Below are 13,530 nucleotides of genomic sequence, written 5' to 3'. Positions count from 1 at the left end.
ACCAGGTGTTAATAATAAAATAATAGGAAATGAAAAGATTATTAGGGGCTATTGCCCTCATATTGATGTTTCAGGGTATACATGCCCAAAAAAAGAAATATGATATAGTTGTCTATGGAGGTACTTCGGCCGGTGTCGTTGCGGCAATTCAATCCAGTAGAATGGGAAAGTCAGTAGTATTAATTGAGCCGACCAGTAGACTTGGGGGCTTAACGACAGGTGGATTGGGGCAAACCGATATAGGTAATAAACAGGCTATTGGAGGTATTTCCAGGGAATTTTATGCCAATATCAAAAAATATTACGATGACGAGAACAACTGGAAATGGGAACGGAGGTCCGAGTATAAAGATGGTGGTCAAACACGTACGGAAGAAGGTGAGCCCACCATGTGGACTTTTGAACCTTCGGCCGCATTATCCGTTTATCATGATATGTTAAAAGATGAGAAGGTTAAAGTGGTATATAATGAGCGGTTAAATAGAGATACGGGAGTGGAAAAGGTGAACGGAAAAATCCGTTCTATTACTATGGAAAGTGGAAAGAAATTTACAGGTAAAGTATTTCTTGATACGACCTATGAAGGTGATTTAATGGCTGCTGCAGGAGTAAGTTACACGGTAGGTCGTGAGGGAAACGCGGAATACGGAGAAACCCTAAACGGCGTTCAGCCGAACAACTATAACGTGTCTCTGACCCATTTGATTTCTAAAAATGCCGCTAACCACAATTTTATACCCAGGGTAGATCCCTACATAGTTAAAGGGGACCCAGAGAGCGGTCTTTTGCCCAATGTCAATGAAAAACCCGGTATTGAAGGGGAAGGGGACAATAAAATTCAGGCTTATTGTTTTAGGATGTGTTTGACCGATCATCCGGACAATCGCATACCATTCAAGAAACCTGTAAATTATAATGAACAGGATTATGAGCTTCTTTTTAGAAATTATGAAGCCCGCAAAGGGTCAGTACGAGATATGTACTATAAAGGTGGCCCCTTGTTACCATTAATTAATTCCAGTATGCCAAATCGCAAGACCGATTCTAACAATAGATTTGGATTTTCAACCGATTATATCGGAAAAAACTATAACTACCCAGAAGCTACGTATGAGGAGAGGGAAAAAATAATCCAAGATCACCGTAACTATCAAATGGGCTTAATGTGGACACTTGCCAATCATCCAAGGATTCCGAAGGAGGTACGTGATGAGGCTTCTAAATGGGGTACTACAAAAGATGAATTTGAAAGAGAAGATGGTTGGCAACAACAATTATATGTTCGTGAGGCTAGAAGAATGATCAGTGACTATGTTATGACACAGCATAACTGTGAAGGACTCGTAGTAGCAGAGGATGTTATTGGGTTGGCCGCGTATACAATGGATTCACACAATGTACAGCGTTATGTTGATGCCAATGGTTATGTTCAAAATGAAGGTAATGTAGAAGCACACGGTTTTGACCCATACCCTATAAGTTATAAGTCTTTGGTGCCCAAAAAGGAAGAGTGCGAAAACTTGATAGTACCAGTTTGCCTTAGTTCTACCCACATTGCGTTTGGATCAATAAGAATGGAACCGGTATTTATGGTTTTAGGGGAGTCTGCCGCAACCGCAGCTTCTTTGGCAATTGATTCGCAAAAATCGGTTCAAGACATTTCTTATGAAAATTTAAGGTCGATTTTATTGAAAAATGGTCAACGTCTTGAGTAATTCTAGAAAGTTTAAATAACGGTTTTATGAATGTAGCATCGGAAGATAGTATAAATAAGGTCAAACATGTAAAACGTAGTAGTTCTCTAATAAGTACTATTGTTCTGCTAAGTACGTTTGCGTTTGTTTCATGTACGAACGTACAAGAAGAACAGAAACCCCTGCCCAACATTGTGCTGATATTTGCAGATGATCTTGGGTATGGTGATTTGGGATCATATAATAATAAATCTCTGGTGCCTACCCCTAATTTAGATAAATTGGCATCTGAAGGTATAAGTTTTACAAATGCATATTGCCCTGTTTCGGTCTGTTCGCCGTCTAGGTATGCACTGATGACAGGAACGTATCCTTTTAGAAGTTGGAAGAAGTCCGGTGTTTTGTCAAATTATGAACCTTCTATGATAGGTGAAGGCCAATTAACGCTGCCACAAATGTTGCAACAAGCGGGCTATACCACTGCAGGGTATGGTAAATGGCACTTGGGGGCCACATTTCCCACCTTTGACGGGTTAAAACCTGCTGGGTATGGAAAATTTAGGGCAGCTAACAATGGCGCTAATATTGATCTACAAAAACCTATCAACGGAGGCCCGGTCGACAATGGTTTTGAAAATTGGTACGGATTTAGTTGTGCCAGTGAATGTTGGATAATGGATGGTAAAAATATAGTTGCCGCCCTTGGTCACGAGTTCTATAACATCGATTCGGCCAAAGGGAAAGATCATATTGAGATTGTTCCAGCTAATCAATACCTTAAACGTATCACTAAAAAAAGTATCGCATTTTTAAGCGAGCGAGCAAGACAGAAAAAGGAAAATCCCTTTTTTTTATACTTTGCTCCTTATGTTCCACATGTGCCGTTATCGGTTAGCGATGAGTATGTAGGAACCACAAAAGCTGGCTTGTACGGTGATTATGTTTCTGAACTCGATAGCTATGTAGGTCAAATATTGAACACGCTCGATAGTTTAGGGCAAGCGGAAAACACGCTCGTCCTTTTCGCCAGTGATAATGGTTCTCAGTTCGAAAGAACAGGTGTTCATATAGATTTGGCAAATGCAAGTAATAAGCTGTCGGATGCTATGGAAAAAGGTGCAAACAAGAACGAACACTATCCCAACGGTAATCTCAGAGGATCTAAATGGACCATTTGGGAAGGAGGGGTTCGTACCCCTTTTATAGCCAAATGGCCGGGAAATATTCCCCAAGGGGTCAAAACAGATAAAATCTTTGCGTTAAACGATGTACTTGCGACCCTCGGTTCGATTATTGACTTTGATCTGCCAAAAAATATGGCCGTAGATAGTTATGACCAATCCATAAACCTTTTGGGGGAGGATAAGGATGTCAGAAAATCTGTAGTTGTTCAATCTTCAAATAATCTATTGGGTTTGCGAAAGGGTAAATGGAAATTTATTGCACCGGAGAACGATTCGGTTCAGGGTGGGTTATATGATTTGTACGAGGACGAATCTGAATCTAATAACCTAATCTTTGAGAATTCTGATTTGGCAGATGAAATGCATAAAGAATTACTTGCGATTATTTCTGGAACAGGCTCTGAAGAACAGAAAAATTCCAGTTCATATTAAAAAATGTCTTAGTAGTAAAGAATCGAATAACTCAATAGTTAAATTTTCAGATGGTTTCATTTCTTATTTCTATCGTAGTACTGATTTTAGGGTATTTCATTTATGGCAGGCTTGTAGAAAATATTTTCGTAATCAACAAAAACCACGAAACTCCCGCAGTAAGATTAAGGGATGACGTAGATTTTATACCACTGCCTACCTGGCGTATATTTTTGATTCAATTTCTGAATATTGCTGGTTTGGGGCCCATATTCGGGGCTATTGCCGGGGCCATGTTTGGTCCGTCAGCTTTTTTATGGATTGTTTTGGGAAGCATATTTGCAGGTGGTGTTCATGATTACTTCTCGGGAATGTTATCGTTAAGACATGATGGACTAAGCATTAGTGAGGTCGTAGGGGTTTATTTAGGAAACAATATGAAGCAGTTAATGAGGCTCTTCACTATTGTGTTGTTGGTCTTTGTAGGAACCGTTTTTTTAATGGGGCCAGCTAAGATAATAGCTGAAATGACAGGTAATTTTTGGAACTTATGGATTTGGGTGGGTATAATTTTACTCTATTATATTCTGTCGACCGTATTGCCCATCAATAAAGTAATAAGTAAAATTTACCCCCTTTTTGGGTTGGCCATGTTACTAATGGCCATAGGATTGCTCATTGCTCTTTTTGGTGGAGACTATACCATTCCTGAAATGGTACCTGGTAATCTTAGAAATATGACCAAGAACCCCGAGGAAACACCGTTGTTTCCAATATTATTTGTAACCATTGCCTGTGGGGCCATCTCGGGGTTTCATGCTACCCAATCCCCGTTAATGGCCCGATGCCTAAAAAATGAATCTCTAGGTAAAAAAATATTTTACGGCACCATGATTACAGAGGGTATAGTAGCATTGATTTGGGCCGCGGCCGCCATGACCTTTTTTGGTAACGTAGATTTACTTAATGATGCCATGCTCGCCAATAATAGCAACGCAGCTTGGGCGGCTAATGAGATATCTGCCAATATGCTAGGTACGATCGGAGGTTTTTTGGCACTGTTAGGAATAGTAGCGGCCCCGATTACTTCTGGTGATACGGCGTTTAGGTCTGCTCGTTTGATCCTTGCCGATATATTTAAGATCGATCAAAAGAAAATTAGGAATAGACTATACCTAAGTATACCACTATTTGTAGTAGCGTTTATTTTAACGCAGGTAGATTTTGGTATCATCTGGCGTTATTTTGCATGGAGTAACCAGACCTTGGCGACCGTTGTATTATGGACCATTACTGCGTATTTGGCCTATGCGGACAAGTTTTATTGGATTACCCTGGTTCCTGCTGTTTTTATGACCATGGTGTGCACTACCTATATTTTAATCGCACCGGAAGGATTTGAATTGGATAATACGATATCCTATGTTATTGGGGGGATTATTACTTTAATAGTTTGTATGTTGTTTTTTGCATTGATAGGAAAGAAACGAGAAGATTATAAAACTACCGAAAGCTAAGATATTATTTGAGTTGTTAGTTTAGTTTTAAAAGGAGTGACAGGTAACTGTGGCTCTTTTTTTTGCCTTAAAACTACTTTTCCATGACTTTGTAGTTGAATGACATAGTCTTGTTAATTTAATAGTAAAGAAAGGCATACTTGCATTTTAAATTTATACTTTCTACTAATTTTATGGATTTTGTGTTATTCTTAAAGAGTATTCATCGGTTTAAGTGAGTTCTTTTTATGCCGTACCGCTCGATACCTATAAAAAAGGGGAATCCAATTTTGTTTTTTCACTAGATATGTTATCGCATACGACGGAAAACACCGGCAACAAAAGACATAAAAAAACGGTTTGTGTGTACACAAACCGTTGATTTTAAGACCTGTGGATTATGTAGCGAGAGAGGGACTTGAACCCTCGGCCTCAGGGTTATGAATTTTAATAGAATAGAATTGTATTAATATGATTTTAGATAGCTTAATAATCAATTATTTAGATGATTTTTAAATTATGAAATTAAAGTAAAATTCAACTATAAGTGTGTAATGTACATTTGATTTTTATTACATTTAGATGTTATTATACTTTTTCAATTGGAAAGTTTAATTAATCTAAAAAAATTATTAAAATTTAAAGTGTACTGAATTATGATATACAAACAGTTAAAAAATATTGGTGCTATTTCAGTACTAATAGCAATAGTATTATTTGCATGTGGGAATAGACAAGTAGAAAATTCCTCAAAAAAAACTGTTAAACAGCCACCAAATATTATTGTAATATTAACGGACGATCAAGGGTATGCAGACTTTAGCTTTCACGACCCCAAAGAGTTTCCTGCCTCAGTTGATGTCTTAACGCCTAATCTTGAAAAATTAGCACAAACAGGTATATATTTCCGTAATGGGTATGTGGCATCCGCTACCTGTGGACCTTCTAGATCTTCAATTTTAACGGGTCGTTCAAGTAGTCGTTTTGAAATGGAGGATAATATAAATCTGCCTAATGGGGATACGGGACCGCCATTGTCAGAAATTTTTATACCAAAAATAATTAAACAAAAAAAATATATTTCAGGAGCTTTTGGTAAATGGCATTTAGGAGGTAGCGATTTGGCTATGTTTCCTATAGAACGTGGTTTCGATTACTATTGGGGTGAAGATTATTTAAACGGAAATGAAGTAAATCGAGACTACCATGGTTACTATAGAGAGTTATTTATGGGAAAAGGAATAAAAAACCCACCAAGTTGGACAAGTGGTGAATTTGCTGTTCCAGAATACGGTAAATATTTAACGGATGCCGTAACAGATGAAACTCTTTCTTTTATAAAAAGAAATAAAAACAATCCTTTTTTTGCCTATGTGGCATACCATGCACCGCATAGTCCATTTCAGACCAAAGAGAGTTTGATAAAAAGAATTGTTAAACATGAGCCCAAGTATCAAGCGGCATATGAGCGCATGAAACTTGAAACAGACAAATGGGAAAAAAGTGGTAATGACAGGAATTATGATTTTAAGAAATTTAAAGGATTAAATCTAGATCAAGAAGCATTACGGTTAGTCTATTTATCTATGCTTTTATCCGTTGATGATGGTGTTGGAAAAATAGTAAGTCTTTTAGAAGATGAAAATTTATTGGAAAACACTTTGATTTTTTATTTAAGTGATAACGGAGCTGCACTAGCTAGACCAAATGACCTGGGAGGGGTTAATTTGCCACTAAGAGAAGGTAAAGGTACTGTCTATGATGGTGGTGTAAGAGTGCCATTTGTAATGAATTGGAAAGGCACTTTACCAGCCGGAGAAGTCTCTGATCTAATGGTGTCATCCATGGATATATTTACAACCACAGTGGAATTAGCTGGAGCAACAGTGCCGACAGACCGTGTTATTGACGGTGTTAACCTAATTCCTTATTTAATAGGAGATAAAAAAGGACAAACAGCCCATGAATATTTGTTTTTTAGACGATATGATAGGAATATATACTCTATAAGGAGTGGTGATGAAAAACTGGTTAGAAATATCAATGTGATTGAAAATGAAAACGGTAAAATAAATAAAAATAAATATCCGCATTTAGAAGGGAGTTTATATGATATTGAAAATGATATAACCGAGCTGAATGATATTTCGGAAAAAGATCCAAAACGAAAATCCATTTTACAGGAATTATATAATAAAAACGTGAAAATTTTGCCACCCCCCAAAAGAACTAAAAAAGCAGTAAGAAGTTTTTGAAAGTCAACAGGTGTATTCTTTAATTCATGTAATAACTAATGAGAATAGTAATTAATCTACCGAAAGCTAAGATATTATTTGAGTTGTTAGTTTAGTTTTAAAAGGAGTGACAGGTAACTGTGGCTCTTTTTTTTGCCTTAAAACTACTTTTTCCATGACTTTGTAGTTGAATGACATAGTCTTGTTAATTTAATAGTAAAGAAAGGCATACTTGCATTTTAAATTTATACTTTCTACTAATTTTATGGATTTTGTGTTATTCTTAAAGAGTATTCATCGGTTTAAGTGAGTTCTTTTTATGCCGTACCGCTCGATACCTATAAAAAAGGGGAATCCAATTTTGTTTTTTCACTAGATATGTTATCGCATACGATGGAAAACGCCGGCAACAAAAGACATAAAAAAACGGTTTGTGTATACACAAACCGTTGATTTTGAGTCCTGTGGACTATGTAGCGAGAGAGGGACTTGAACCCTCGGCCTCCGGGTTATGAATCCGACGCTCTAACCAGCTGAGCTACCTCGCCGTGATAATTTTTAGCGGCTGCAAATATAAAGGTAAATTTCTTGTTCTTCAACAATAGTTGATGAAAAAATTATAATCGCCTTTTATTTTTTTATCATTTAGAAATATATATATTGGGCAATATAAAGAAGTACATAATGAACGACAAAATAAAGTTTGAAATAGAATACGTTATACAATCCTCACCTCAGTTATTATATCAATACCTGATAACGCCATCCGGACTTTCAGAATGGTTTGCGGACAATGTCAATTCTAGAGGGGAGAAATATATTTTTATTTGGGATGGAGTAGAGGAAGAAGCTAAGTTGTTGAAACGAAAAACAGATGAGTTTGTTAGGTTTTCATGGGACGAAAATGATGATGATACCTACTTTGAAATGAAAATAATCGTTGATGAAATTACAAAGGATGTTTCGTTATTTATCACGGACTTTGCCGAAGAGGACGAAGTGGACGAGGCGAAAATGCTTTGGGCAAATCAAATATCAGACTTAAAACAGGTGCTGGGATCATCATAGATTCTCTACATTATACAGTATATTTGGGCCTTAATTTTTTAAGGCTTTTTTTATGGTAAATTTTAATGGTCATTTGTATGAAGATGAACATAAGTTCTTAAATCAACAGAATAGGGGGCTACGTTATGGGGATTGCCTATTTGAGGCCATTAGGGTAGTTAATGGTCACATTTATTTTTTGGAAGAACACTATTTAAGGTTAATGTCCTCTATGCGTATTCTGAGAATGGAAATTCCTATGGACTTTACAATGGAATTTTTTCAAGAAGAAATTAATAAGACCATCGAGGCCAATGAGCTGCAAAAGGCCCAAAGAGTACGATTTACCGTTTTTAGAAAAGATGGTGGCCTATACCTTCCCAAGTCGAATGAAGTAGCCTACATTATAGAGGCACAAGAACTAGAGGACTCTTTTTATACAATAAATGACCGGCGATATGAAATAGAGTTGTTCAAAGATTTTTTTGTTAATCCGGATATGCTTTCCAATCTTAAGACCAATAATAGGGTGTTAAACGTCGTAGGCAGTGTTTTTGCGAATGAGAACGGTTACGATAACTGTCTACTTCTAAATCAACAAAAGCAAGTTGTAGAGGCTCTAAACGGCAATGTTTTTGTTGTTAAGGGAAAAACTATTAAAACACCTTCGTTAAAAGAGGGGGGGTTAAACGGTATCGTTAGAAAGAAATTGATAGGTATTTTAGAAAAAAGTGAGGACTATAATTTTATTGAAGAAAGTATTTCACCATTTGAGCTTCAAAAATCGGACGAAATCTTCATAACCAATACCATTCAAGGTATTATACCTGTTACCAAATACCGTAAAAAGGTATTTACTAATGAAGTTGCCAAAAATTTGATAGGTAAGTTAAACGCTGTGGCAAGAATTACAGCTTAGTTGAGATTGGGGTTTTCGGGGGCATTGGACCATATGAGGTAATCGCCTCCCAACTCCATCATTTTTTCTTTCCATAGAGTTCCCAAAGATTTTTTAATGATATGGCTTTGGTATTCATTGTCCACTACGATCCACGATTTAGAGGATAGTTCTTTGTTTAATTGTAGGGACGACCAGCCAGAGTAACCTAGAAAAAAGCGAATATCATCCTCCGAGATAATTCTTTGGTTGATCAAGGCAACGGTCTTTTCAAAATTTCCGCCCCAATAAATACCGTCTGATATTTCTATACTGTCATCTATAAGGTGCGGTACTTTGTGAATAAAATAAAGATTATCCTGCTCTACAGGTCCACCGTTGTATACTTGAAAGGGAATGGTGATTTCTGTAACTAAATCGCTTATTTGATATTCTAAAGGCTTGTTCAAAATAAAACCTACCGAACCTTCTTCATTATGTTCGGCCAAAAGAACTACGGATCTATTGAAGGATACATCTCCTGTTAAAGAGGGCTCCGCAATTAATAACTTTCCTTTATTTGGTTTTAATTGAACCATTGTTTTTGTATATCAATGTATCTAAAAATAAGACAATTCTTATTAATATTCAAAAAAACGAAAATAAAAAAGGCGCTTCTTAGAAGCGCCTTTGTATAAAAATATAATTGTAATATTAGTTTACAGCACTGCTTAAGTCAGCTCCTGCTTTAAACTTAACAACATTTTTTGCTGGAATTGGAATAGTTTTTCCAGTAGATGGGTTTCTTCCTTCTCTTGCGTTTCTTCTAGTTACTGACCAAGATCCGAAACCTACTAAAGAAACTCTATTTCCTTTTTTAAGGGAACCTTCAACATTTGCCAAGAAAGATTCCAATGACTTTTTAGCTGCTGCTTTTGTGATGCCTGCATCTGCTGCCATTGCATCAATCAATTCTGTTTTGTTCATAATGTGATTAAATTAATTGTTGTTAAAATAATTTTAAACCTAAAAGCAAATTTATATGGATTTACGACCAACACAAGTAAAACGGCTCTAAATCCCCTATTTTGTTGATAACTCAGGGGGTTTGTTAATAAAGTAAGGCTTTTTTTACGTTTTCTGTTAGGTCAATAACCACGGGGCTTTAGCGTAGATATGCATTTTTGTCCAACTTAAGACCGTTCAAAACATCTTTAATGGCCATCTTCCTTTTTCCCTGTAGTTGTATTTCCATTAAGTTTATAAGGCCGTTTTTGACGGCAACTTTTAATTCGTTCTTCATTTTTACAAGTGTGCCATGTGGAAACGAATGTTTGGCTTCTTCCATAGATACCTTATATATTTTAACGGTCAGTTCCTCTTCTCCGTTATATAATAGGGTCCAAGCGGCAGGGTAGGGGCTCAGTCCCCTGATTAGATTGTATATGTTCTTTGGTTCGGCATTCCAATCGATCTTGCACGTATCACGGTGAATTTTATAGGCCAGTTTAAGGTCGGTAGCATTTTTTTGTACCGTAGTTTCAAAATTTCCTTTTTTAATACGTTCGAGCGTAGACAATACCAGATCGGAACCTAATAGCATTAACTTATCGTGCAGGGTACCGGCATCCTCATCGGGTAATATATCGGTTTCTTTTTGCAGGATGATGGCTCCGGTGTCTATTTTTTCATCTATAAAGAAAGTGGTAACACCGGTTTTGGTCTCTCCGTTTATGATGGCCCAGTTTATTGGTGCAGCTCCTCTGTATTCAGGCAATAGGGATGCATGCAGATTAAAGGTTCCATATTCTGGCATTTGCCATACTTCTTTGGGCAACATTCTAAAGGCTACTACTACCTGTAGGTTGGCTTCTAGATCTGACAGTTCCTTTAAAAACTCCTTGCTTTTTAAATTGGTAGGTTGTAAAACCTTCAATTGTTTTTCAATGGCATATTTTTTAACTGCAGATTCATTTAATTTTCTTCCCCTACCGGCAGGGCGGTCGGGTGCCGTGATTACTCCTACGATATTATAGTTGTTGGTAACTAGCGCATCTAATATACCAACGGCAAAATCGGGAGTACCCATAAATACGATTCGTAAATCTTTCATAATGTAATTTCATATTCATTTTTGGAGTTGAGCTTTATTTCTCCATCCTCCAGTAGTTCCTTTAATATTATCATCAGCATATTTGGCGAACAGTCAAGATGCTGTTGCAGCTCTCTAGAAGAAAATCTTCCAGTAGACAAAAGTTTTTTTACCATTATTTTTAAACTGTCGGTATTGGACAGGTCCTCGTTATTCGCCAAACACACATCGCACTTTCCACATACCGTTGTTTGCTTTTCGCCAAAATAAAGTAATAGTTGTCTACTTCTGCAAACGTTATCGGTGTTAATATAGGAGAGCATTTGCTGCACTTGATGTTTTTTTAATAGGTTCTGTTCCTTTATGGTATTGGCGAACCTATTTATGGTATGGTCATCTTCCCTTGGCATTAAAAATGTAACTTCTAGATCGCTGTGAGATGCTTTATAATCTATAATACCGTCAGTAGCTAAAACTTCCAGTTTCTCCAAGACAACTTTTTCCGGCAGGTTTAGTTTTTTGGCTATGGAAAAGGTGTTTATTTTGGTTTCGAACTCAAAAATACCCCCATATGTTCTTAATATGAGTTTTACACAATCGCTTACCGACCTATTCTTGTTGATGTATTCATGTAGTACATCTTTGGATATGATGAATTGGATACTCGATTTTCTTGCGAAAGATTCAGATAATGCGATAACAGAGTTTTGATCCAATATTTTTAAAGCATTATAGGTAAGCATGGCGTTAAGTTTGTACACCGAGCAAAATTCATTAAAATTTAGTCGGTACTTGGTATCGTTTCCTTCACCATAGGCGATTTGAAAAAAATTGTTCAGCTTATTGTACACTAGTTTTACAAAAGCTACGTCTGGCAGTACACTTAAAAACTGTTTCTTTACCTGTTCTTGGTCGGCTTTGTTGGTCAATAATATGGCTTGTGCGGCCTCACCGTTTCTTCCGGCCCTACCAGCTTCTTGGTAATAATTTTCTATACAATCGGGTATTTGGTAATGTACTACCAGTGCTACGTCGGCCTTATCTATTCCCATACCAAAGGCATTGGTCGCAACCATGACCTTTGCCTCATTGTTCAGCCATTTGGCCAATGTCGTTTTCTTGTTTTTTTCCGTAATGCCTCCATGGTAAAACGCAGAAGAAATGCCATGGGCGGACAAGTATCTGCTAAGTTCCTCTGTAGTTCTTCTGGTTCTGGTATAGACGATGGCGCTTTTCTTTAACGCTTTACAATACTGTATTAGCTGAAATTTTTTATCCTCGTTCTTATCTACTTTAAAGGCTATGTTCTTTCGAGAAAAAGAATCTCTTTTAACCAATGGGTCCGAGAGTCGCAACGAATTTATTATGTCTTTGGCAACTCTGGTAGTAGCCGTTGCCGTAAGAGCCATAATAGGAATTTCTGGATGAAGATCTCTGATAATTTCACACTTTAGGTAAGCGGGTCTAAAATCATGGCCCCATTGTGAAATACAGTGGGCCTCGTCTACGACAAAAAGATTTACGTTCATTTGGCGGATCCTATCCTGAACAATTTCTTGTTGCAATCGCTCTGGCGATAGATATAGAAATTTATAATTGCCATAGATGCAATTATCCAAAAGGTTGCTTATGTCCTCAAAACTTAGACCTCCCGTTAGTCCGATGGCTTTAATACCTATATTCTTTAATGAAGAGACTTGATCTTGAATAAGCGCTATTAAAGGAGATACCACTATACAGATACCTTCTTGCATCATTGCCGGCACCTGAAAACAGATAGATTTGCCACCGCCAGTGGGCAAGAGTCCGAGCACATCTTCTCCTTTAAGGGCGGCTTCTATAATGGTTTCTTGCGAATCCCTAAAATGTGGGTGGCCCCAATACTTTCGAAGAATTTGTTGCGCTTCAATATTCACTTAGGTTTGGGTGTTGTTAAGAATATATTTCAACCGTTCTTCTACAGTGCCGAATGGCACTTCTATTATTTCGTACCCAAATGAATTGTATGTTTTTTCTAGATGTATGTGCAGGTCAACGGCCTGAGAGTAGCTTTCCAACCTTTCGTTGTCCTGTTTGTAGATTTCTTTCCATGGTGGCAACAGAAAAACCTTATCGTAACGGTTGGCTTTGCAAGCATTCAAAAAATCAGTGCCGTACGACTGCTCAAAATAGTCCATGTAGGCCAGTACATCGGGTACGCCACGATCATAAAAAACAATATCCTTTTGTAAGGTGGTCGCCTGTTTAAATTGATCTAGTCTACCTTTTAGCAATTTTTGATTAAAGGAAGCGGCATCACTAACAAAGTCTATGGGGTTGTTCTGTAACACATCGGCCTCCTCGTTTTCTATAGCTTCAAGAGTCATAGTTCTTATGATTTCGTGAAAGCAAAAAAAACCTGAGTTCTCCAATGATTTTATAACAGAAGTCTTTCCTGTTCCGGGAGCTCCCGTGATTACAATCCTTTTAAAGTCCAATAAAATGTAGTTTTATAA

The 13,530-nt window shown here is 37.2% G+C and carries 11 protein-coding genes and 1 tRNA gene; 6 read left to right on the top strand and 6 right to left on the bottom strand.

The window, feature by feature from the left end:
* The first annotated feature begins 29 nt into the window (after positions 1-29).
* From AB657_RS04885 to AB657_RS04870, 4 genes are all read left to right on the top strand, one after another.
* Positions 30-1,715, top strand: a complete 1,686-nt coding sequence (locus AB657_RS04885) for an FAD-dependent oxidoreductase (RefSeq protein WP_052958627.1) — start codon at positions 30-32, stop codon at positions 1,713-1,715.
* Between the two features lie 26 nt (positions 1,716-1,741).
* Positions 1,742-3,310, top strand: coding sequence for a sulfatase family protein (locus tag AB657_RS04880; protein ID WP_157491587.1), 1,569 nt, complete (start codon positions 1,742-1,744; stop codon positions 3,308-3,310).
* A gap of 50 nt (positions 3,311-3,360) precedes the next feature.
* On the top strand, positions 3,361-4,806 hold the full coding sequence (locus tag AB657_RS04875; protein WP_047245466.1) for a carbon starvation CstA family protein: 1,446 nt from the start codon (positions 3,361-3,363) through the stop codon (positions 4,804-4,806).
* Positions 4,807-5,441: 635 nt separating this feature from the next.
* Entirely contained in the window at positions 5,442-7,040 is a 1,599-nt protein-coding gene (locus AB657_RS04870; RefSeq protein ID WP_047245465.1) for a sulfatase-like hydrolase/transferase, read from the top strand.
* Positions 7,041-7,493: 453 nt separating this feature from the next.
* Here the strand turns inward: AB657_RS04870 and AB657_RS04865 are convergent.
* Positions 7,494-7,567 (bottom strand) — tRNA-Met (locus tag AB657_RS04865).
* Positions 7,568-7,703: 136 nt separating this feature from the next.
* On the opposite strand from AB657_RS04865, the gene AB657_RS04860 reads away from it, so the two are divergent.
* Together AB657_RS04860 and AB657_RS04855 are read left to right on the top strand one after the other, a co-directional pair.
* Positions 7,704-8,087 (top strand): START-like domain-containing protein, encoded by a 384-nt coding sequence (locus AB657_RS04860; protein WP_047245464.1) that lies wholly within the window; start codon positions 7,704-7,706, stop codon positions 8,085-8,087.
* A 52-nt stretch (positions 8,088-8,139) separates the two neighbouring features.
* Positions 8,140-8,985 carry an aminotransferase class IV gene (locus AB657_RS04855; protein ID WP_047245463.1) on the top strand — a complete coding sequence of 282 codons (846 nt, stop codon included), beginning with the start codon at positions 8,140-8,142 and terminating at the stop codon, positions 8,983-8,985.
* Here AB657_RS04855 and AB657_RS04850 read toward each other — a convergent pair.
* The 5 genes from AB657_RS04850 to AB657_RS04830 all read right to left on the bottom strand — a co-directional run bounded on the left by AB657_RS04850 (position 8,982) and on the right by AB657_RS04830 (position 13,512).
* Complete coding sequence (locus AB657_RS04850) at positions 8,982-9,542, bottom strand: YqgE/AlgH family protein (protein WP_047245462.1); 561 nt, start codon at positions 9,540-9,542, stop codon at positions 8,982-8,984. The genes AB657_RS04855 and AB657_RS04850 overlap by 4 nt on opposite strands.
* 115 nt (positions 9,543-9,657) lie before the next feature.
* The gene (locus AB657_RS04845) at positions 9,658-9,930 is read right to left on the bottom strand and encodes an HU family DNA-binding protein (protein ID WP_047245461.1); all 273 of its coding nucleotides are present in this window, start codon (positions 9,928-9,930) and stop codon (positions 9,658-9,660) included.
* A 178-nt stretch (positions 9,931-10,108) separates the two neighbouring features.
* Positions 10,109-11,056 (bottom strand): methionyl-tRNA formyltransferase, encoded by a 948-nt coding sequence (gene fmt, locus AB657_RS04840; protein ID WP_047245460.1) that lies wholly within the window; start codon positions 11,054-11,056, stop codon positions 10,109-10,111.
* On the bottom strand, positions 11,053-12,951 hold the full coding sequence (locus AB657_RS04835) for a RecQ family ATP-dependent DNA helicase (protein WP_047245459.1): 1,899 nt from the start codon (positions 12,949-12,951) through the stop codon (positions 11,053-11,055). Before AB657_RS04835 ends, fmt begins: the two co-directional genes overlap by 4 nt.
* On the bottom strand, positions 12,952-13,512 hold the full coding sequence (locus AB657_RS04830; protein ID WP_047245458.1) for an AAA family ATPase: 561 nt from the start codon (positions 13,510-13,512) through the stop codon (positions 12,952-12,954).
* Positions 13,513-13,530 lie beyond the last annotated feature (18 nt).

This window comes from Maribacter thermophilus (assembly GCF_001020565.1).
GTDB lineage: Bacteria > Bacteroidota > Bacteroidia > Flavobacteriales > Flavobacteriaceae > Maribacter > Maribacter thermophilus.
The sequence above is the reverse complement of the archived record's forward strand: the minus strand, read 5'-3'. Positions and strand labels throughout refer to the sequence as shown.